This is a genomic window from Neorhizobium sp. PAMB6630, from assembly GCF_058242775.1.
In genome coordinates this window covers 2,637,552-2,657,775 of record NZ_CM177836.1, presented here as the reverse complement: position 1 = coordinate 2,657,775, position 20,224 = coordinate 2,637,552, and the positions used below count along the sequence as shown (strand labels likewise).

The 20,224-nt window shown below is 61.6% G+C and carries 16 protein-coding genes; 6 read left to right on the top strand and 10 right to left on the bottom strand.

Annotated features, from left to right (window positions below):
* Positions 1 to 66 precede the first annotated feature (66 nt).
* The 4 genes from AC4CWF_RS12715 to AC4CWF_RS12700 form a co-directional block, all read right to left on the bottom strand.
* On the bottom strand, positions 67 to 3,198 hold the full coding sequence (locus tag AC4CWF_RS12715) for an efflux RND transporter permease subunit (protein ID WP_491282017.1): 3,132 nt from the start codon (positions 3,196 to 3,198) through the stop codon (positions 67 to 69).
* Positions 3,195 to 4,556: an efflux RND transporter periplasmic adaptor subunit gene (locus AC4CWF_RS12710; RefSeq protein ID WP_491282016.1), complete on the bottom strand. Its 1,362-nt coding sequence runs from the start codon at positions 4,554 to 4,556 to the stop codon at positions 3,195 to 3,197. Before AC4CWF_RS12710 ends, AC4CWF_RS12715 begins: the two co-directional genes overlap by 4 nt.
* Positions 4,557 to 4,719: 163 nt before the next feature.
* Complete coding sequence (locus tag AC4CWF_RS12705; RefSeq protein ID WP_491282015.1) at positions 4,720 to 5,508, bottom strand: SDR family oxidoreductase; 789 nt, start codon at positions 5,506 to 5,508, stop codon at positions 4,720 to 4,722.
* Between the two features lie 134 nt (positions 5,509 to 5,642).
* A complete protein-coding gene (locus AC4CWF_RS12700; protein ID WP_491282014.1) occupies positions 5,643 to 5,903 on the bottom strand; it encodes a hypothetical protein in 261 nt (86 codons plus the stop codon).
* 205 nt (positions 5,904 to 6,108) lie between these two features.
* Between AC4CWF_RS12700 and AC4CWF_RS12695 the strand changes: the two genes are divergently transcribed.
* The 4 genes from AC4CWF_RS12695 to AC4CWF_RS12680 all read left to right on the top strand — a co-directional run bounded on the left by AC4CWF_RS12695 (position 6,109) and on the right by AC4CWF_RS12680 (position 10,124).
* Positions 6,109 to 6,633 (top strand): DUF4334 domain-containing protein, encoded by a 525-nt coding sequence (locus AC4CWF_RS12695; protein WP_491282013.1) that lies wholly within the window; start codon positions 6,109 to 6,111, stop codon positions 6,631 to 6,633.
* Between the two features lie 231 nt (positions 6,634 to 6,864).
* Complete coding sequence (locus AC4CWF_RS12690; RefSeq protein WP_491282012.1) at positions 6,865 to 8,523, top strand: electron transfer flavoprotein-ubiquinone oxidoreductase; 1,659 nt, start codon at positions 6,865 to 6,867, stop codon at positions 8,521 to 8,523.
* A gap of 157 nt (positions 8,524 to 8,680) precedes the next feature.
* Entirely contained in the window at positions 8,681 to 9,379 is a 699-nt protein-coding gene (locus AC4CWF_RS12685) for a pentapeptide repeat-containing protein (protein ID WP_491282011.1), read from the top strand.
* A 118-nt stretch (positions 9,380 to 9,497) separates the two neighbouring features.
* Positions 9,498 to 10,124, top strand: coding sequence for a L,D-transpeptidase (locus AC4CWF_RS12680; RefSeq protein WP_491282010.1), 627 nt, complete (start codon positions 9,498 to 9,500; stop codon positions 10,122 to 10,124).
* A gap of 33 nt (positions 10,125 to 10,157) precedes the next feature.
* On the opposite strand, the gene AC4CWF_RS12675 is transcribed toward AC4CWF_RS12680, so the two are convergent.
* Complete coding sequence (locus AC4CWF_RS12675) at positions 10,158 to 10,571, bottom strand: DoxX family protein (protein ID WP_491282009.1); 414 nt, start codon at positions 10,569 to 10,571, stop codon at positions 10,158 to 10,160.
* Between the two features lie 106 nt (positions 10,572 to 10,677).
* Positions 10,678 to 11,868: an MFS transporter gene (locus AC4CWF_RS12670; protein ID WP_491285389.1), complete on the bottom strand. Its 1,191-nt coding sequence runs from the start codon at positions 11,866 to 11,868 to the stop codon at positions 10,678 to 10,680.
* Between the two features lie 290 nt (positions 11,869 to 12,158).
* Here AC4CWF_RS12670 and AC4CWF_RS12665 point away from each other — a divergent pair, with 290 nt between their 5' ends.
* Positions 12,159 to 13,118: a diacylglycerol/lipid kinase family protein gene (locus AC4CWF_RS12665; RefSeq protein ID WP_491282008.1), complete on the top strand. Its 960-nt coding sequence runs from the start codon at positions 12,159 to 12,161 to the stop codon at positions 13,116 to 13,118.
* Positions 13,119 to 13,124: 6 nt separating this feature from the next.
* On the opposite strand, the gene AC4CWF_RS12660 is transcribed toward AC4CWF_RS12665, so the two are convergent.
* Positions 13,125 to 14,480 (bottom strand): glutamine synthetase family protein, encoded by a 1,356-nt coding sequence (locus tag AC4CWF_RS12660; protein WP_491282007.1) that lies wholly within the window; start codon positions 14,478 to 14,480, stop codon positions 13,125 to 13,127.
* 128 nt (positions 14,481 to 14,608) lie between these two features.
* Here AC4CWF_RS12660 and AC4CWF_RS12655 point away from each other — a divergent pair, with 128 nt between their 5' ends.
* Entirely contained in the window at positions 14,609 to 15,994 is a 1,386-nt protein-coding gene (locus tag AC4CWF_RS12655; protein ID WP_491282006.1) for an aspartate aminotransferase family protein, read from the top strand.
* Positions 15,995 to 16,010: 16 nt separating this feature from the next.
* Here AC4CWF_RS12655 and AC4CWF_RS12650 read toward each other — a convergent pair whose 3' ends face one another.
* From AC4CWF_RS12650 to AC4CWF_RS12640, 3 genes are all read right to left on the bottom strand, one after another.
* Positions 16,011 to 17,534, bottom strand: coding sequence for an ArnT family glycosyltransferase (locus AC4CWF_RS12650; RefSeq protein ID WP_491282005.1), 1,524 nt, complete (start codon positions 17,532 to 17,534; stop codon positions 16,011 to 16,013).
* Positions 17,515 to 18,483: a glycosyltransferase family 2 protein gene (locus AC4CWF_RS12645; RefSeq protein ID WP_491285388.1), complete on the bottom strand. Its 969-nt coding sequence runs from the start codon at positions 18,481 to 18,483 to the stop codon at positions 17,515 to 17,517. The genes AC4CWF_RS12650 and AC4CWF_RS12645 overlap by 20 nt, the downstream gene beginning before the upstream one ends.
* A gap of 183 nt (positions 18,484 to 18,666) precedes the next feature.
* A complete protein-coding gene (locus AC4CWF_RS12640; protein ID WP_491282004.1) occupies positions 18,667 to 20,103 on the bottom strand; it encodes a glycosyltransferase family 39 protein in 1,437 nt (478 codons plus the stop codon).
* Between the last annotated feature and the right edge of the window lie 121 nt (positions 20,104 to 20,224).

Genomic DNA, 20,224 nt, shown 5'->3' with positions numbered 1-20,224 from the left:
GGAAAACTGCAAGCCGTTGAACAAAAATCCGCGCATTTTAGGAAATGCGCGGATTGACTGAAATTTCTATTCGGCCGCCGCTGCCGGGGCGTGATGCGGCATGGCCTCCGAATTGGCCGGCGCGTGATCCTTGCGCCTTGAGAACAGGCGACTGATGCCCCGTCCCAGCCTGTCCATCTCGACGAAGATCACCGGTGTGATGAACAGCGTCAGGAGCTGCGACACGAGAAGGCCGCCGACCACGGCAATGCCAAGCGGCTGGCGCAGCTCGGAACTTGCGCCGGAGCCGAGCGCGATGGGAAGCGCCCCGAGCAGGGCGCAAAACGTCGTCATCATGATTGGCCGGAAGCGCCGCACGCAGGCCTCCCTGATGGCGACGACCGACGTTTCTCCCTTGTCGCGGATCAGCTCCACCGCCACGTCGATCATCATGATGGCGTTTTTCTTGACGATGCCGATGAGCATCAGCAAGCCGATGAGCGCGATGACGGAGAGATCGAACCCCATGATCTTCAGGGCCAGCAGTGCGCCGAAGGCGGCGGCTGGAAGGCCTGACAAAATGGTCAGCGGGTGGATGAAGCTCTCGTAGAGCACGCCGAGCACCACGTAGATCGTCAGCACGGCGGCCAGAATGAGCAGGCCGGTATTGCCCTGCGAATCCTTGAAGATCGCCGCCGTTCCGCCATAGGAGGTGAAGACATCCGAAGGCATGGCAAGACCTGTCTTGATCTCGTCTATCCTTGCGGTCGCCTGGCTGAGCGACACGCCGTCCGGCAGGTTAAACGAGACGGTGGTGGATACGAGCTGGCCCGTCTGGTTGATCGTGACCGGCGCTCGCTTGCGCTCGACGCTTGCGAAGTTGGACAACGGCACAAGGCTGCCATTAGAGGACAGGACATTGATGTCGCGCAGGAATTCATCGTTCCACGGCTTGTCCTTGTCGAATTCGACAATCACGTCATAGCTGTCGCCGGTGGACTGGATCTGGGCGGCCGTATAACCGCCGAAGGCCATTTCCAGCGTCTGGCGCAGCTGGTTGTTGGTGATCCCATAGGAGGCGGCCTTTTCCGGATCGACGGTGATGTCGGCCGCGATTGCGCCGGTCTGGGCATCCGACGTCACGTCGGTAAAGCTGCCGTCGCGGCGCATGGCCGTCTGCAGCTTGTCGGCCCATTCATTGGTGGCACTGGCGTTCAGTGCCTGGATGACCAGCTGATACTGGCTGGCGGTGCTGCGTCCGCCAAAGCGGAGGCTCTGCTGCGGCGTGATATAGGTCTTGATCCCGGCGATCTTGCCGGTTGACTTGCGCAACTCGTCAATCGTCTGGGCAAGCGGTGCACGGGCATCCTTGTCCTTCAGTTCAACGAACATCGAGCCATTGTTGAGCGGGCTTCGGGAACCGCCGCCGACGATGGAAGTGACATGTTTGACCGCCGGGTTCTTGCCGATGATCTCCGCCACCTGCGCCTGCAGGTCGCGCATGGCGGTGTAGGAAATGTCTTCGCGCGCGCGGGTGGAGACCGATAGCCGGCCTATGTCTTCCTGCGGGAAGAAGCTGGAGGGCAGGGTAGCAAACAGCCAGCCGGAGGCGCCAAGCGAGGCGAAGAAACTGAGCAGCACGATAAACCGGTGCCGCAGACACCAGCCGACGGCTGCGCCATAGCCGGCAAGGGTGCGGTTGAAGCCGGCATCGAACCAGCGGATGATCATCGGCGGACGACCGGAATGGGGCGACAGGCGCGCACCGAGCATCGGCGTGACAGTGAGCGAAACGAGCGCAGACGCCATGATGGCAAGCGTCACCACCATGCCGAACTCGTTGAACAGGCGTCCCACGACGCCGCCCATCAGCAGGATCGGGATGAACACGGCGACCAGCGAGATCGACATGGACAGGATGGTGTAGCTGACTTCCGAAGCGCCCTTGAGTGCCGCCTCGCGCATCGGCAGCCCTTCTTCGGACAGGCGCAGGATGTTTTCCAGCATGACGATCGCATCGTCCACCACAAGCCCGACAGACAGCGTCAGCCCCAGAAGCGAGATGTTGTCGATGCTGTAGCCCATGACATACATGGCGCCGAACGTGGCGATCAGCGACAAGGGAACGGCAAGACCCGGAATGAGCGTTGCCGTCAGATGGCCGGTGAAGAGATAGATCACCAGCACCACCAGCGCGATGGTGAGGAAGAGCGTGAACTGGACGTCGCTGATGGAATCCTTGATGGCCGTCGAGGCGTCGTTCATCACGTTGATGTGGACGGAAGGCGGCAGCTGCTGCAGGAGCGCCGGCAGCTTGGCCTTGATCTCGTTCACCACATCGACGGTATTGGCGTCGGGCTGGCGCTGGACGGCAAGAACAATCGCCTGCTTGCCGTCATACCAGCTGCCCGCGTCGAGATTGTCGACGCTGTCCTTCACCTCGGCCACGTCACCCAGGTGAACCGGCGCACCGTTCTTGGTAGCAATCACCAGTGACTTGAACTCGTCGGCATTGGTGCGCTGGGTATTGGCATTGATCGTCAGGCGCTGGTTGCTGTTTTGCAGCGAGCCGACCGGGGTCTGGCTGTTGGCGCCGGAAATTGCCGAGGTGACCGTATCGACACCGAGCCCGCGGGCCTGCAGATTGGCCGGATCGAGTTCCACACGCACCGCATAGGCCTGCGAGCCGTAGATGCTGACTTCGGCGACGCCAGACAGGGTGGACAGAAGCGGCGAGATAACGTTTTCCGCGATCTCGTCCACCTTGGAGCGCGGCATCTCATCGGAGTTGACCGTGAGCAGCAGGATCGGCGCATCGGCCGGGTTTGTCTTCCGGTAGCTCGGCGCCGTCGTCATATTGCTCGGCAGCTGGCGGGTCGCCTGGGAAATGGCCGCCTGCACATCGGCTGCAGCCGCATCGATATTGCGGTTGAGATCGAATTGCAGCACGATCGATGTATTGCCGAGCGAATTGGTGGCGCTGATTTCCGTGACGCCCGGAATGGTCTCGAATTTCTTGATGAGCGGCGTGGCAACCGAGGTTGCCATGGTTTCCGGCGAGGCACCCGAGAGGGATGCCGACACGTTGATGGTGGGGAAATCCACTTTCGGCAGGGCCGCCACCGGCAGCAGCCGGTAGCCCGCAAGGCCAGCGAGAACAAGGCCGATGGCAAGAAGAATGGTTGCGACCGGTCGGTTGATGCAAAAGGCCGGGATCATGGCTTGATGCCCCCGGTCATCGACGTCGCGTCGGCCACGGGCAGCGGCCGGTTGGCATCATCTCCCTCAAACTGCTCGATGACCGACTGGCCGTTGGCTAGCTGAACCTGGCCTTCAACCACCACGTGATCTCCTTCGCGCAGGCCCTCGGCGATTGCCGTCTGGTCGCCGTTGGCGCGGATCACCTTGACGGGCGTTGCATGCACCTTGCCGGCGCCATCGACCGTATAAACGAAGGAACCATCGGCGCCGGGGCGCACGGCAACCGTCGGCACGATGATGGAACGTTCGCTCGGGGTGAAATGCGCCGTCACGTTGACGTTCTGGCCGGGCCAGAGAAGCCCCTGATCATTTTTGAACTGCGCCTTGACCAGCACCGTGCCGGAACTCTGGTTGACGGCATTGTCGAAGAAGACCAGCTTGCCGCGGTCGACCACGCCGCCGGTTGCTGCCGGGTCGGCATCCACGATCGCACCGGCTGCGATGCCGGCCCGCAACTGCGGCAGGTAACGCTGCGGCAGCTGGAAGCTGACCGAGATCGGGTCGTAGCGGGTGATGGTGACGATGGTGGCGCCAGCACTGACATAGGCACCTTGGCTTACGGCGATATCGCCGAGGCGTCCGTCGAACGGCGCGCGGATATCGGTGTGTTCGAGCGCCACCTGATCGACGGCAAGCGTTGCGCGATCGGCATCCACCTTGGCGGCGGCCTGGTCGCGGGCGCCCTTGGCCTGCTCGAAGCTCTGCTGAGACTGGACATTTTGCTTCAGGAGGTTTTCGGCGCGCTGAAGAGCTGCTTCCAGCTCGGCAAGGCTTGCCTGGTCGCTGGCGATATTGGCCTTGTCCTTGGCAACGGTGGCGGCGGCGGTGCGATCATCGAGCTTGGCAATCAGCGTGCCGGCCTTCACCTCGTCGCCATCCTTGGCGCTCACCGAGATCACCAGCCCCTGCTGAAGGGCTGCAATGGTGGTGGTTTCATCGGCTTCGGCCCAGCCTGTCGCCGTGGCGTCCAGCGCAAGGACGCCTGCCGTGGCGGGAATGGTCTTGACCACCGATGGGCCACCGCCGCGGCGGCCCTGTCCGGCCGATTTTCCGCCGCCCTGACCTTGGGCCTGGTCCGCGGCTTGCCCCTGGCCGGGGGCCTGGTCGCCCTTGTGATGCTGGCCTTGCGCCTGCTCACCGCCTTCGCCCCTCGCAGCCGCCACCGTGCCATCTGCGGGAATGCCGCCGAAGCCGGCGGCTGCGGCAAGTTGCTTCACGCTGGGGATGCGCAGATAGGATGGCAACGCATCCTGAAAATACCAGGCGCCGGCCGCGCCGATCGCAAGAATGCCGGTGAAGGTCCAGAGCTTTTTCATGGGGGTGCCCGGTGCGTCGATGATCCACAATCGACATTTTCGCACTGCAAAATGTCGATTGGCAGAAAACGCCCAAAGCGCGACAAAATCACCTTAAATTCCGGTAATGTCCCCTAAAGATGGAGCGCCGCCGCGAAACTTGCTTTCGCGGCGGTCAATTCGATCAAAGAGATTTTGCTGCACCGCCGTCGACGCGGATCATCGAGCCGGTGAGATAGGCTGCCGGTGCCGAGCAGAGGAAGGCACCGACGGCGGCAAATTCCTCCACCGTTCCAAGCCGACCGGCCGGAATGGTCTTGATGGAGGCGGTGCGCACGTCTTCCAGCGACTTGCCCTGGCGCTTGGCATTGGCGCCGTCCAGTTCGTCGATGCGGTCGGTGTGGATACGGCCGGGCAGGATGAGGTTTGCCGTGACGCCATGGCCGGCGATTTCGGTTGCCAGCGTCTTGTTCCAGCCGACAAGCGCCCCGCGCAGCGTGTTGGACAGCGCAAGATTGCCGATCGGTTCGATGACGCCGGAGGAGGCGACCGTGAGGATGCGGCCAAAACCCTGTTCCTTCATCGCCGGCAGGAAGGCGTTGGTGACGGAAATCACGCTCAGCACCATGCTCTGGAAGAACTGTTCCAGCTTGTCCGCGTTCATATCCTCGGCCGTGCCCGGCGTCGGGCCTCCGGTATTGTTGACGAGAATGTCGACGCCGCCGAGCTTTTCCGCAACGGCTTTCTGAAGATTTGCGACGGCATCCGGTTCGGCAAGATCGGACCAGACCCAGTCGGCCTTGCCCTTGCCTTCGGCGTTGATCGCATCGCAATTGGCCTGCAGGCGGTCACCGCTTCGCCCGCACAGAAGAACATGCACACCTTCGCGCGCCAGTGCCGTCGCAATGCCAAGGCCAAGCCCGCGCGACGAGGCGAGCACGAGGGCGCGCTTGCCGGAAATGCCGAAATCCATGAATAAGTCCTTCCTGACTGTCAGTCTGCTGCCGCAAGGTTAACAAGCGGAGCCTTGGGTTTCAACGCGACCGCCACCGCAAATGGGGGAGTGCGCATCTGGAGGTGTCGTCAGACACCGCGGACGCTTGTGCGTCAGTGGGTTGAGGCGGGTGGTTCTTCGAGGAACGAACGAATGCCATCGCGCTCCACGGTTGCCAGAAACTCTTCCCAGGCATCGCGGTCGGTGGCAAACGGTTCGTCCCAGGAGGTGACGTCATCATCCTGGCTGACAACTTCCATCTGCCAGTCGACCTGCGTGCCAGCGGGGCGGAAGATATCGACCAGCACGGTTACGCCGTCGTCTTCGAATTCACCGGAGAATTCGGAATGTTCGAGTTTCGGTTCCTTGACCATGGTCGCTTGCGTTCCTGCGCTGTCGTCTTGGTGCGATAGAAGGCAAAACGACAGCCGATTGCAAGCCGCAACCTGCAGCGAAACCCGGTTATCAGCCGTCAAATGCGTGGAGCATAGCGCATCTTTTTCGATGCCTATGCGTTCGGCACAGTTCATAATGGGCCTTTGACGGTCTGGCCGACATCGGCCGGGAAACGGGGTGAGCATGCAGATACCAGGAAACGAAGAGGACGCTTTTGCGCTTTTCGACAGTCTTCAGCCGGTGGAACCGGAGGCCATCCATGGGCTCTGGCGCGGCCGTGGACTTGCAACCGGCCATCCGCTGGATGGCGTGCTGGAAAATCTTGGCTGGTACGGCAAGCGGTTCCACCCGGATGGACGTGCCGATGCGCTTCTGTTTTTTTGGGATGAGCATCGGCTGATCCCGGTCGATCCGGCCGGTATTCCGGTCCGGTTTGCTTTGCGGTTCGGCGGGATCGGGCGCCGGCGCATCGCCAAAAGCCTGTTTTACTATCTCGTGAAGGCAATGCGCGCCAAGGCCACGGTGGCAGCGGTCAGGAACGTGCGTTTTCGCGGCGTCACAAGCTCTGGCATGGCCTATGATCGCCAACCGATCATCGATCATTTCCGCAAGGTCAATGACAACAGGCTGCTTGGCGCCATGAGCATTGCCGGAGACGAAAGACATTACTTTTTCTGGCTCGACCGGGTCAAAGACCGGGAGGGTTGATCTTAAGGATGCAATCGCAAGCGGCAGGCCCACCCGTCCCCTGCAACAGGCGGATCCTATCCGTCAGTGCGAAAATATTGACGTGAACGTAAACGTCATATACCTTTTCCTGAAAATCGAGGAGGAGCCTGTGCCCAAGGACCAGCCGCCGTCGCAACCCGGCTCGACAAGCCGTGTTTGTTTTGACAAGGAGGAGGGAATGATGGGGAACAGGTCAAGCGGAGCATAAGAATGAGCGATATGGAGCTTCCTGAGCGCGAAAGCATGGAATTCGACGTGGTGATCGTGGGGGCAGGGCCGGCAGGTCTATCGGCTGCGATCCGCCTCAAACAGGTCAATCCGGATCTTTCCGTCGTCGTTCTGGAAAAGGGTGCCGAAGTGGGCGCTCATATCCTCTCCGGTGCCGTGGTCGATCCGATCGGTATCGACCGGCTGCTGCCCGGCTGGCGTGAGGAGGAGGGGCATCCCTTCGTGACGCCCGTGACGGACGACCAGTTCCTGTTTCTGGGGCCTGCCGGGTCCGTTCGCCTGCCGAACGCCTTCATGCCGCCGCTCATGAACAACCATGGCAATTACATCGTCTCGCTCGGTCTCGTCTGTCGGTGGCTGGCCGAAAAGGCCGAAGGTCTCGGCATCGATATCTATCCGGGCTTTGCCGCCACGGAGGTGCTTTATAATGACGACGGCGCTGTGATCGGTGTCGCCACCGGCGACATGGGCATCGAGAAGAACGGCGAGCCCGGCCCCAATTATACGCGCGGCATGGCACTTCTCGGCAAATACGTGCTGATCGGCGAGGGTGTGCGTGGCTCGCTTGCCAAGCAGCTGATCGCCAAATTCAAGCTCGATGCGGACCGCGAACCGCAGAAATACGGCATCGGCTTCAAGGAACTGTGGGAGGTGAAGCCGGAGCAGCACAAACAAGGTCTGGTGCAGCATTCCTTCGGCTGGCCGCTTGGCATGAAGACCGGCGGCGGGTCCTTCCTCTATCACCTCAACGACAATCTGGTGGCCGTCGGCTTCGTCGTTCACCTCAACTACAAGAACCCCTATCTGTCGCCGTTCGAGGAATTCCAGCGCTTCAAGACGCATCCGGCCATCCGCGACACCTTTGCGGGCGCCAAGCGCATCTCCTATGGCGCTCGCGCCATTACCGAAGGTGGCTATCAGTCGGTGCCGAAACTGTCCTTCCCGGGCGGCGCGCTGATCGGCTGTTCCGCCGGTTTCGTTAACGTGCCGCGTATCAAGGGCAGCCACAATGCGGTTCTCTCAGGCATGCTGGCGGCGGAAAAGATCGCCGGAGCAATTGCCGCGGGACGCGCCAATGACGAGCCGGTCGCGATCGAAAACGAATGGCGCTCGACCGATATCGGGCGTGATCTGAAGCGGGTGCGCAACGTCAAGCCGCTGTGGTCGCGCTTCGGCACGGCCATCGGCGTGGCGCTCGGCGGTCTCGACATGTGGATCAACCAGATTTTCGGCACCTCGCCGTTTACCCTGAAGCACGGCAAGACCGATGCCGCTTCGCTGGAGCCAGCGGCCAAGCACAGCAAAATCGCCTATCCGAAGCCGGATGGGGTGCTGAGTTTCGACCGGCTTTCCTCGGTTTTCCTGTCCAACACCAACCACGAGGAGGACCAGCCGGTTCATCTGAAGGTCAAGGACATGGAACTTCAGAAGCGTTCGGAGCTTGGGGTCTATGCAGGCCCGTCGGCACGTTACTGTCCGGCCGGCGTCTATGAATGGGTGGAGAAGGATGGCGAGGAGGTTTACGTGATCAACGCGCAAAATTGCGTGCATTGCAAGACCTGCGACATCAAGGATCCCAACCAGAACATCAACTGGGTGCCGCCGCAGGGAGGCGAAGGGCCGGTCTATCCGAGCATGTAATGTGAGGCGGTTGTGCAGATCGGCCAAAATGCCGTAAGATCTTCATACGGACCGGATATGGGGTAACGGCAAGGACCTGAAAGGTGCGGTTGGCGTGAAAAAGGCGGTGTTCGGCAGACGGTTCAGGGTGTGGGTGGCAACGTGCCGCCGCACGCGCATGCGTTCGCTCATTCTGGTCGTTGCCGCGGCCGGCGGTCTTCTGGTGATCTTTCCCGCAAAGCCGACCAGTGCTGTGGGAAAATGCCGTCAGGATGCCGGGCCCTCGGTTGACTGGAGCGATTGCAAGAAGCGCATGCTGATGCTGGATGGCAGCAATTTCGACGGCGCCAATCTCGCCAATGCCGATTTCAGCATGACAGATCTTGGCCGCAGCAGCATGAAGGGCGCAAACGTCACCAAGGCGGGTCTCGTGCGCACCTCGCTTGCACAATCGGACCTGACAGGGGCCGATTTCGACAAGGCGGAAGGATATCGCAGCGATTTCACCGCCGTGAAGGCGACGGGGGCAAGCTTCGTGGCGGCAGAATTGCAGCGCGGCAATTTCAGCAGCGCCGATCTGCGCAATGCCGATTTCACCAAGGCAGAGCTTGGCCGGGCAATCTTCTATCGGGCGACGTTCGAAAACACCCATTTCGCCATGGCCAACCTGTCGCGGGCGCTGTTTCACAATGCAAGCTTTGCCGGCCCCGTCGACTTCAATGATGCCTTCATGTTTCTGACGCGCATCGAAGGCGTGGATCTGACGCGGGCGACGGGCCTCAAGCAGGAGCAGATTGCCCTTTCCTGCGGTGACAACACCACCAAGCTGCCGCAGGGGCTGACGGTGCCAGCCAGCTGGCCTTGCCCGGACGAATAGTTTCCTGTTGCGGCAATGGGGCGATATCGCCAGCGTTCCGGCATGGGTTAGACATTCATTAACCATAATGTCCGTAAGTTGCGGGTGATCAAGAAATCACCGCAACAAGGACACATTCATGTCGATCTCACGCCGCGGCCTGATGTTCGGACTGCCGCTGTTTCTCGCAGGCTGCTCTGCAACGACCTTCAATCCGCAACTGAACTATGCCGCCTTGCCGGAGGAGAAATTTCCCCTGCGTCAGGTCCCGATCGACAAGATCCAACCCGAACTGCGCCGCACCGAGGTGGACTACGTGACCAGCGAAAAGCCGGGCACGATTGTTGTCGATACCCCGGCGCGCCGGCTCTACTACGTGCTCGAGAACGGCCGCGCGCTGCGTTATGGCATCGGTGTCGGACGCGCCGGCCTTGCGCTCTCCGGTAATGCCTATGTCGGGCGCCGGGCCGAATGGCCGACATGGACCCCGACCGCCAACATGATCCGCCGCGAGCCGCACAAGAACCTGAAATATGCAGCCGGCATGCCCGGCGGCCCCAATAATCCGCTCGGGGCGCGCGCCATGTATCTCTACCGCGGTGGCAATGACACGCATTTCCGCATCCACGGCACCAACCAGCCGGAGTCGATTGGTCACGCCATGTCGAGCGGCTGCGTGCGCATGATGAACCACGACGTGATCGACCTCTACAAACACGTCAAGGTGGGCGACCGCGTGGTGGTCATTCAGGAAGCGCAGGCCTGACAAAGGCTGGAGGGCGCCCGCTCTGCCGGCACCTCAGCGGCACTTCCAGGCAACCAGCATCATGGCGCCGACAATGCTCAGATGCTCGACGACCACGTAAAACTCGATCGTCTTCATCGGTTCCTCCATGGCCCAAAAACCATGGGCGATGGGGATGGTGAGCAGCGTAAACACAGCAAGAGCACCGGCACCGATCCATACGTGCCGGTTCAAAATGATCAGCGCCGATCCGCCCAGCTGCGTGATGATGACGGCGACATTAAAAAGCGCCGCCGGCTGAAGCCCGAAATGCGCCATTTCGGCGACGCCGCCCGGAAAGTCGATCAGCTTCGACAGGCCGCTTCCCCAGAACATGAATGTCAGGATCGTTCGCGCCAGATAGCCGAACCAGTTGCTGGCGAAAAGCGCGCTTGCGGACGGCATGCGTCCGCTGTCTGAAATTGCCATGGCAGTGTCCCCCTCTGCTCTATGAGGAGATCGTAAATGACAATCGTTCAGCTTGCAAAAGGGAATCTGCACGCAACCCGGCTGAAAAATCCGAATAAACGCCCTTTCAGGCTGTCTGACGGCGCTCCAGCGCAACGGAGAAGAGGAAGACCGCAAGCCCGATGACGGAGAGGATGGCGCCGACATAACCGGTCGCAGCAAAGCCATAACCCCAGGTGATCACCAGTCCGCCGAGCCAGGCGCCGAGCGCATTGGCGATATTGAAGGCGGAATGGGTGGAGGCAGCAGCCAGCGTCTGAGCGTCGGCTGCCACATCCATCAGCCGCGTCTGTACGGCCGGGCAGGCCGCAAAACCGCAGCCGATGAGGAAAACGCAGAGGCAGAGCATGATCGGATTGCTGGCCGTCAGCCCGAACACGGTCATGACAACGATGTTGAAGACCATGACGCCGCCGATCGTGCCTGTCAGCGACAGGTCGGCGAGGCGCGAGCCCACGACATTACCGACATTCATGCCGATGCCGAAAAGGGCGAGAACGATGGAGACCATGGCCACCGGCATCATTGCCGTCTGCGTGGTCGTGGCCGCGATATAGCTGAAAATGGCAAACATCCCGCCAAAGCCGGTGGCCGCCACGGCCAGCGCCAGCCAGACCTGCACGCGTTTCAGCGCACCGAGTTCCCGGCGGATGCTTGCACCCTCCTCGACCTTGTCCTGCGGCAGGAAGAGCCAGAGAAGCGTCATCGTTACAAGCGCGATGCCGCCGACCAGCAGGAAGGCCGCCCGCCAGCTCAGCATCTGGCCGGCGAAGGTGGCAACCGGCGTGCCGGCAAGGGTGGCGATGGTCAGCCCCAGCATGACGCGACCGACGGCACGCGCGCGCCGATTGGGTGGCACCATGGAGGCTGCCACCAGCGCCGCCACGCCGAAATAGGCGCCGTGCGGCAGGCCGGAGATGAAGCGCAACAGGGTAAAGCTCAGGAATTCCGGCGCGATCGCGCTCAGGATATTGCCGAGCGCAAACAGCGACATCAGCATCAGCAACAGCGTGCGCCGGCTAAGGCGGGCTGCCAGTGCGGCAATGACCGGCGCGCCGATGACGACGCCAAGCGCATAGGCGGTGATGACATGGCCGGCGTGCGGGATCGTGACGCCATAGGTATCGGCCACGTCAGGCAACAGGCCCATGATGGCAAATTCACCCGTGCCGATGCCGAAGCCACCGACCGCCAGCGCGCATTCGATCAGCGTGACGGTGAGAGGCGACAGCGAGGTCGGCGTGGACACGCGGGCCATGTCTGGCGCGGCGGATGAAGAGGCAGTCACATCTGTCATGGTGTTCGCAAGCATAAGCTGATCGCCAGAATGGCGTTCAGGGGGCTGTCCGTGATTGGGGGTAAGCCGAGAGGGGCACGGCTCTATTTGCTAAGGTTACCATACTATTTTGCAGTGCGGGAGAGTGTAAATGATGGCTGCGCAATAATGATGATAGACGCTCACACCGCTAAAGCCCTTGTCCGGATCATCAGAAGCAACCATTTCACAGGCTGCGTCGTTCTGTGGCGCTGCCAACTCGGAACCCAGTCATGAAGCTCATAGCCATCTTCAACCGCGACGGCGGTACCTTCAAGACAACGGACATGGAGGATTACTGCGCGCGAGCCGTGCAGGCGTTCCGGGCCGCAGGCCATGACATCGAGTGCCGGGTCGTCGCTGGTGACGAGGTGGTCGACGCGATGAAGACCGTGGCCGAAACGCCAGGCGTCGACGGGCTGATTGCCGGCGGCGGCGATGGCACCATATCTGCGGCAGCCGGCATCGCCTGGAAAAGCGGGCTGACGCTCGGCATCGTGCCCGCCGGCACGATGAACCTCTTTGCCCGCACTCTGAAGCTTCCTTTGGATATCTGGCAGGTGCTGGAGGTGCTGGCAGAAGGCGAGGTTCTGGCGGTGGATATTGCCAGCGCCAACGGTCGAAGCTTCGTCCACCAGTTTTCCGCCGGCCTGCATGCGCGCATGATCCGTTACCGCAACAAGATGACCTATGCGTCTCGTCTGGGGAAAATGCGCGCCAGTGCGCGGGCAGCGCTCGGGGTGATGTTCAATCCACCGGTCTTCGAGGTGGAATTTAACGCTGAAGGGGAGCGCGGCGTGCGCAAGGTCTCGGCGATCTCGGTTTCCAATAATGAATTCGGCAGCGATTCGCTGATGTATGCCGACAGTGTCACCGGAGGGCATCTCGGGTTCTACACCGCCGATGCGCTGACGCCGCTTGGCGTCGCGCGCCTGACCTTCGATATCCTGCGTGGACGCATGACGGACAACGAGGCGGTGCAGGCCGTAACCGTTACTGAACTGGAACTGCATTTTCCGCGTGCGCGAAAGGATATTCGCTGCGTCATCGACGGCGAACTTCTGCCGATGGACCGCGACGTCATGCTGAAGATCCACGCCGGCGAGTTGAAGGTGCTGGTGCGCAAGCCGCAACAGCCCAATATTCAGGTTCAGGCCCAGGAGGGCCGGGCGGAGGAGCCGGCGGCGCTCTGAACCCTGTCAGATGCGGGGAAGATAGGTGCGGTAATCGAAATCGGAGACGGTGCGAAGGAAAGTGATGGCTTCCTTGCGCTTCGTATCGCCAAAGAGTTTTGCATACCGCGCCCCAAAGATATCGGCGATGAAGGGCGAGGCGGAAAATTCCTCGACGGCGGTCAGGAAATCATGCGTCAGTCGACGGTTGCCGGGCGGTTGGCCGCCCGGTTCAGTGGCGGGGCCGGGATCGAGCGTTTCATCGAGGCCCCTCAGCATACCACCCAGAATGGCCGTCAGCAGCAGATACGGATTGGCGTCTGCTCCGGCCACGCGGTGTTCGATGCGGGCCGCCGGCCCGTTGCTGTCGGGAATGCGGATCGCAGTGCCGCGATGGCCAAAACCCCAGTCGATATCGACAGGCGCAAACGAGCCGGGCTGGAACCGCCGGTAGGAATTGGCAAAGGGCGCAAAGATCAGCTGCGCGTCGCGCATCGTATCGAGCATGCCGGCGCAGACGGATTTGAGCCGCACCGGATCGCCGCCTTTCGCATCGAGGATATTGTGGCCGTCGGCATCCACGATGCTGGCATGCACATGCAGGCCGGAACCGGCATGATCGCCATAAGGCTTTGCCATGCAGGTGGATTTGAGGCCATGGCGGCGGGCCGCCTGTTCGGCCAGCCGCTTCAGAAAAATGCAGTCGTCGGCGGCGGCCAACGCATCGGCGCGGTGGAGAAGGTTGATCTCGAACTGGCCGGGGCCGAATTCCGCCGTGGTCGCATCGGCCGGCAGGTCTTGCGCCTTCGCCCAGGCGCGCAGCGTCGTCAGGTAATCGGCGAGCGCATCGACGGCCCCCATGTCATAGAGCTGGTAGCCGTTCGGATCACCGCGATAGGTGAGACGCGCAGGCGGGCGCGGGCGCCCGGTCTCGCGAAAATCGTCTTCCACCAGATAAAATTCCAGCTCCGTCGCCACGACCGGCGTCAGGCCGCGCGCCTTGTAGCGATCCAGCATCCCGGCCAGGATGGCGCGCGGGTCCATGAAGCTTGGGCTGCCATCCATCTCGTGCATGGTGGCGAGCACCTGCAGCGAGCCCTGCGGCGCCCAGGGCATGGGTGCGCTGCTGCGCGGATCGGGAATGCAGAGCCCGTCCGGATCGCCGATCGTCAGCGAAAGCCCGGTAATGTCGTCATTGTCGTCGCCCCAGATGTCGAGCGACTGGGTGGACGAGGGCAACCGCACCGTGCCGTCCCACACTTTCTTCTGCGCCGAAAGCGGGATCTGCTTGCCGCGCAGGTCGCCGTTCATCCCGACCAGCAGGATTTCAATGCGCGGTTCGGCGGGATAGCTGTTGGTTGCAGATGACGGCGTCTCGGTCATGCGGTGCCCCGGTTCGTCGGGCAGGCTCAAGCCTTGCCAAACATGGTGTCGTTAGGCCATGTTCGTAGCCGATCAGAAACCGCCTTACAATCAGGCACATCGTGCCCGCGACCGGCGCGGGACAATCGATGTGCGAAAGGGATGCCGTGACCGCCGCCAAGACCCTGTCGAACCTCTCTGCCATCGATGCGGCGCATCACCTGCATCCGTTTTCCGACATGAAACAGTTGAACGCCAAGGGCACGCGGATCATCGCGCGGGGCGAGGGGGTTCACATCTGGGATGCACAGGGCAAACAATATCTCGATGCGTTTGCCGGCCTCTGGTGCGTCAATATCGGTTATGGCCGCAAAGAGATCGCCGACGCCGTTTCGCGACAGATGAACGAGCTGCCTTATTACAACACCTTCTTTGGCACGACCAACGAACCGGCGACGCTGCTGGCGCAAAAGATCACCGGTTATGCCGGGGGCAGCCTCAACCACGTCTTCTTCACCAATTCCGGGTCAGAGGCGACGGATACCTGGTTTCGCATGGCCCGCGTCTACTGGAAGGCGCTTGGCCACCCGACAAAAACCCATGTGATTGGGCGTCGCAACGGTTATCACGGCTCAACGGTTGCCGGCGCATCGCTTGGCGGCATGAAGCATATGCACGAGCAGGGCAATCTGCCCATCGAGGGCATTTCCCATATCGGCCAGCCCTACTGGTATGCCGATGGCGGTGACCTGACGCCCGACGACTTTGGCCTGAAAATGGCCCGCGAACTGGAGGCGCGGATCGATGAACTGGGCGAGGACAATGTCGCAGCCTTCGTCGCCGAACCGATCCAGGGGGCCGGCGGCGTCATCGTGCCGCCCGCCAGCTACTGGCCGGAAATTGCCCGCATCTGCAAGGCGCGCAACATCCTGCTGGTGGCCGATGAGGTGATCTGCGGGTTCGGCCGGCTGGGCACCTGGTTCGGCCATCAGCATTTTGGTTTCGAGCCGGATCTGGCGCCCATCGCCAAGGGGCTTTCCTCTGGTTATCTGCCCATCGGCGGCGTGCTCGTCAGCGACCGCGTGGCGCGTGTGATGATCGAGGATGCCGGCGATTTCAACCACGGCTTCACCTATTCCGGCCACCCTGTCTGTGCGGCGGCAGCGCTTGAAAATCTGCGCATCATCGAGGAGGAGGGGCTGGTGGAGCGGGTGCGCACCGATATCGGCCCTTATTTTGCAGCCGCCCTGAAAACACTGGAGGATCACGAGATCGTCGGCGCCGTCGATGCGGTCGGGCTGATTGCCGGGGTACAGATTGCCAGCGACAAGGCGACGCGCCGGCGCTTTGAAAAGCCTGACGATGCCGGCACCCTCGTGCGCAACCATTGCCTGGAAAACGGACTGGTGATGCGCGCGACGGGAGACCGGATGCTCGCCTCACCGGCGCTGATCATCACACGCGCCGAGGTCGACCAGATGGTGGAGACGTTGCGCGCCGGGCTCGATCACCTGCGAGATACGGTTTCTCGGTAGGCTGTTGCGGTAAGGCTCAGCGCGCCGGGGCAGGCGCCTGCTTCACCCACGCATAACCGAAGGTAAAGGTCTGGCGTCCGCCTGAAAACAGATAGGGCACTGCCGTCTGGCGCGGCCCGGTGCTTTCGTCAACCACAAGTCCATGTGCTGTTAGGAACGGGGCAACCGTGTCCGGAAGGTCGGTATCGCCGGGTTTTGCCGGCCAAGCGACCAGTCCCGCGCCCTGATGAGCCACCGCCTGCAGGGATACCGGTTCCGGCGTGCCCGGTATGAAAACCGGCACCGTTGGCAATGGCAGGCGCACATTGCCAGCCAGCATCAGGTCGCTGCTGACGATGTAGGACGGCCGTTCTCCACGTTCCGCCATCACCTGTTCAAGGAAGGGGCGGTATGGAATGTGTTCCTTGCCGTAGTCGCCGATCAGCGGGCCGATAAGGTTGCTCAGCGCCAGATAGACCGAAAAGCCGGTGACGATGCCAAGAAGCGGCGGCGCCATGCGTGCCACTGACTGGCGCATGTCGCCTTCGACTGCATCGAGCTTCAGCACCAGATAAAGCGGCAGCAGCAGCAGGAAGGGCGAAAGCCATTTCTGGCGGATGCTGGAGGCGCCGAAGCCGATGCCGATCAGCGCCACGATGACAAGCGAGGCGATGATCATGCCGCCAACAAGGCGCGTCCAGCGGCTTTGCGCCCGCACGGCAGCGCCGATGTCGCGATAAAACACCAGCCCGAACAGCAGGAGCACCGGTGCCGAACCCTCGGCCGTCGCCTCGACAATGGAGATGAGTCCCCGGATTGTGTCCTTCACGGCATCGCCGGATGCGCCTTCGTGCATGGCGTTGACCGTATCCACCGTTGCCAGGTCAAGGTGATAGAGAACCCAGACCAGATGCGGCGTGACAATGGCGAGGGCCACAAGTGCTGCCGGGACGACCCGCCAGTCATACAGTCGGCGGCGAAATTCCGCATCCGGCAGCATGGCGAGAATGGCTGCCATCGGCAGGATGACGAAATTGTATTTGGTGATGACGCCGATGCCGACAGTGACGCCAAGCACCAGATAACCTGCCAGGCTCGCGCGCTTCAGGACGTGCAGAAGCGCGCAGAGAAACAGCGAGACAAGACAGAGCGTTGCCACCGCATGGGTGAGGTCACGCTGCGCGAGGATGGTCACGGAGGGGACGGCGAGAACGCCCAGCATGGCGACGAACGGCAGGCGCCGGTCGTTGATCACCATGCGGGCTGCGATGAGATAAAACAGGCAACAGAGAAACAGCAGCCCGTTCTTCAACAGCGATATCGTTGCCACCGACAGGCCGAAGAGGTCGACGATGCCATATTGCAGCCAGTTGTAAAACGGCGGCTGGCGACCATAACCCATCAGCAGCATCTGCGCCTGAAAGGCCTGCTCGGCTTCGTCGTTCTGCAGGCTTTCCGAGCGAATGACCCGCAGAAGCACGCACAGCACGAAATAGCCGAGAATCAGCCAGATGACGACGTCCGGATGGCGGACGAGGAATTTATGAATTCGGGTGCTCACCGCTGAAAACATCTCTCACGATATAGCTCAGGGAATTTTCGTCTCGATAATAGGTCCGCGCCAGCATTTCAGCGAGGATGCCCGTCGTGATCAGCTGCATGGACGACAGAAACAGCATGATGCCGACCAGAAACAGCGGCCGCGTGCCGATATCATTGCCCATGATGAACTTGTCGATGAACAGGTAAGTGAGGATGAGGCCGGAGAGCGCGCCAAGTGCGAGCCCCAGCGAACCGAAGAAATGCCCCGGCCGCGCCTTGAAGCGCATGAAGAACATCACCGAAAGCAGATCGAGGATCACCCGGAAGGTGCGCGAGATGCCATATTTGGACGTGCCGTGCTGGCGCGCATGATGGGTCACCGGCATTTCGCCGATGCGTGAACTCGGCACGACGCCGGCCACCCAGGCAGGGATGAAGCGGTGCATTTCGCCCATCAGCCGCACCTGCTTGATCACCGATCCGCGATAGATCTTCAGGCTGCAGCCGTAATCGTGCAGGCGCACGCCGGTGATGCGGCCGATCAGCCGGTTGGCGATCCAGGATGGGATCTTGCGCAGGAAAAGTCCGTCCTGACGGTTCTTTCGCCAGCCGACGAGCAGATCCAGTTCGCGCCGCTCCAGTTCTTTCACCATGTCTGGAATGTCGCGCGGATCGTTCTGCAGGTCGCCGTCGAGGGTGGCGATCAGGCGTCCGCGGGCATGGGTAATGCCTGCCTGCATGGCAGCCGTCTGGCCGAAATTGCGCTGCAGAGCCACAACCTGCAGGTCAAGGCCCGGGCGGTTTATGGCGCTGCGGGCACTGGCAAGCGTTGCATCCGTGCTGCCATCATCGACAAGGATCAGCTCCCACGGATAGGGACAGCCGACCATCGCCTCTTCGATGCGGGTAATCAGCGGCCCCACACTTTCTTCTTCGTTGAAGATGGGAACGACCAGCGACAATTCCATCGGCACGGCCTCCGGCACGCCTTCCACCGGTGTTACAACTGACTGCACCTGTTTTCTCCTCGCTCGGTTCCTCGCGCAGCGCGTCCGGACCTGCTCTCAAGGCCGCCATTCAGGCGCCTACCGTGTATGCTGTGAGGGACCTGTTATATCAAGAGCAACGGCGTTGCCAGTGCCGCTGCCTCGTCAATACGCCGGATAGATAACGGCGTAACCGAAGTGATACAGGTCTCCGTCGGCCCCATGGATGTAAGGCAGGCCAACGGTGTGCCTCTCGATCCGGATGGACGGGCCGGCAAACCGGTCGATCGCGGCACGCAGGTCCGGCGGGATCTCGCCGATCTTGTCGGTATCGCTGTGCCATGCCGCAACGATGGGGTGATCATCATCCCATCGGTAGCTTGGCTGGAATGAGGGCAGGAAGCCCGAGTAGACCGGCACGTCCGGCAGATACAGGCGCAGATTGCCGCCGAGATGGGTGTCGCCTGCAAGGATCAGGCTCGGCCGCTTGCCCACGTCTTCAAGCAGCCGATCGACGAAGGCGTGATGGGGATAGTTCAGCTTCTCGTATTCCCCCGTCCACTGCGGCAGATAGAGGCGCACGCCAAGGATCGTCGGCACAATCACCATGATGGCAAGCGCAAGGGTGATGAAGCGCCGCATCCCTTCTGCCGTCAGTCTCCCCGCAGAGGAAAGCTTGAGCGTGAAATAAAGCGGCAGGACCACCAGAAGCGGGGCAAGCCAGCGGTCCTTCACATGCTCGGCTCCCGTCAGGAGAAGCACCAGCAGCATGCAGGCCGCCATGGCAAGCAGCATGTATTCGATGAACTGTGTCCAGGGGTTGCCGGCGCTTCGGCTTTTGAGGAAGCCGTTTCCGAATGCGAGCCAGTAGGACAGGACTGTCAGACCGCCAAAGCCGATCACGGCAATGATCAGCGACGTGACGCCCGTGAAAAACGGAAAGCGCACCGGCAGGGAGCCGCTTTCCTGCATTTTCGACAGCGTGTTTTGCGAGGCCATGTCGAGATTGCCGAGTAACCAGGTGGCATGCGGAGCAACCGCGAGAAGCGCCAGTGCAGCCGTGGCGAGGAAGCGGATGTCGAACACCCGTTTGCGCCATTGCGGATGAATAAGCACGACCAGGAACGCTGCGGCGGGCAAAAGCGCGAAATTGTATTTCGCCACCAGCCCCAGCCCGGTCGCAAGGCCGGTCACGGCATAACTCCCGAGCGTCGGCTTCTTCAGCGTGAAGAACAGGCCGTACAGGAACAGGCCGGCACAGATGATCGCGCCGACGGTATGTGTCAGGTCGCGCTGCGATTCGAAGGCCACCTGCGGAATGGTCAGCAGCCCGAGCGTCGCGATGACCGCATGCTCAGGCCGGGGCAGCAGAAGCCGCGCCGTTCTCCAGGATAACAGGTAGAACCCCAGGAGGATGGCGTTCTTCAGTGCGGCAAGCGAGGCAATCGACACGCCTGCGACAGAAAAGACAAGATATTGCAGCCAGTTGTAGAAGGGAGGCTGGGTCCCGTAGCCGAATGCGAACCACTGCGACGCGACAACCTGCTCCGCTTCGTCGAACTCGAGCGAATCCGAGACCAGCAGGCGCAGCAGAAAATTCAACAGGAAATAACCAAAGAGCAGGACGGGAAGTATGATGTCCCACCGTGTTGCGTTCTCCGTGTCAATTTCTAAGGACGTGGCGGGAGGCAACGGTGGTGAAGGCATGTCAGGTTTCATCAGC

What these genes read in the sequence shown, in the direction of transcription:
- AC4CWF_RS12710 (WP_491282016.1), bottom strand. Translation starts at nt 4,556, where the DNA reads ATGAAAAAGCTCTGGACCTTCACCGGCATTCTTGCGATCGGCGCGGCC.
- AC4CWF_RS12645 (WP_491285388.1), bottom strand. Translation starts at nt 18,483, where the DNA reads ATGGAATTGTCGCTGGTCGTTCCCATCTTCAACGAAGAAGAAAGTGTG.
- AC4CWF_RS12705 (WP_491282015.1), bottom strand. Translation starts at nt 5,508, where the DNA reads ATGGATTTCGGCATTTCCGGCAAGCGCGCCCTCGTGCTCGCCTCGTCG.
- AC4CWF_RS12685 (WP_491282011.1), top strand. Translation starts at nt 8,681, where the DNA reads ATGCGTTCGCTCATTCTGGTCGTTGCCGCGGCCGGCGGTCTTCTGGTG.
- AC4CWF_RS12690 (WP_491282012.1), top strand. Translation starts at nt 6,865, where the DNA reads ATGAGCGATATGGAGCTTCCTGAGCGCGAAAGCATGGAATTCGACGTG.
- AC4CWF_RS12680 (WP_491282010.1), top strand. Translation starts at nt 9,498, where the DNA reads ATGTCGATCTCACGCCGCGGCCTGATGTTCGGACTGCCGCTGTTTCTC.
- AC4CWF_RS12695 (WP_491282013.1), top strand. Translation starts at nt 6,109, where the DNA reads ATGCAGATACCAGGAAACGAAGAGGACGCTTTTGCGCTTTTCGACAGT.
- AC4CWF_RS12655 (WP_491282006.1), top strand. Translation starts at nt 14,609, where the DNA reads ATGTGCGAAAGGGATGCCGTGACCGCCGCCAAGACCCTGTCGAACCTC.
- AC4CWF_RS12660 (WP_491282007.1), bottom strand. Translation starts at nt 14,480, where the DNA reads ATGACCGAGACGCCGTCATCTGCAACCAACAGCTATCCCGCCGAACCG.
- AC4CWF_RS12700 (WP_491282014.1), bottom strand. Translation starts at nt 5,903, where the DNA reads ATGGTCAAGGAACCGAAACTCGAACATTCCGAATTCTCCGGTGAATTC.
- AC4CWF_RS12670 (WP_491285389.1), bottom strand. Translation starts at nt 11,868, where the DNA reads ATGGCCCGCGTGTCCACGCCGACCTCGCTGTCGCCTCTCACCGTCACG.
- AC4CWF_RS12675 (WP_491282009.1), bottom strand. Translation starts at nt 10,571, where the DNA reads ATGGCAATTTCAGACAGCGGACGCATGCCGTCCGCAAGCGCGCTTTTC.
- AC4CWF_RS12665 (WP_491282008.1), top strand. Translation starts at nt 12,159, where the DNA reads ATGAAGCTCATAGCCATCTTCAACCGCGACGGCGGTACCTTCAAGACA.
- AC4CWF_RS12715 (WP_491282017.1), bottom strand. Translation starts at nt 3,198, where the DNA reads ATGATCCCGGCCTTTTGCATCAACCGACCGGTCGCAACCATTCTTCTT.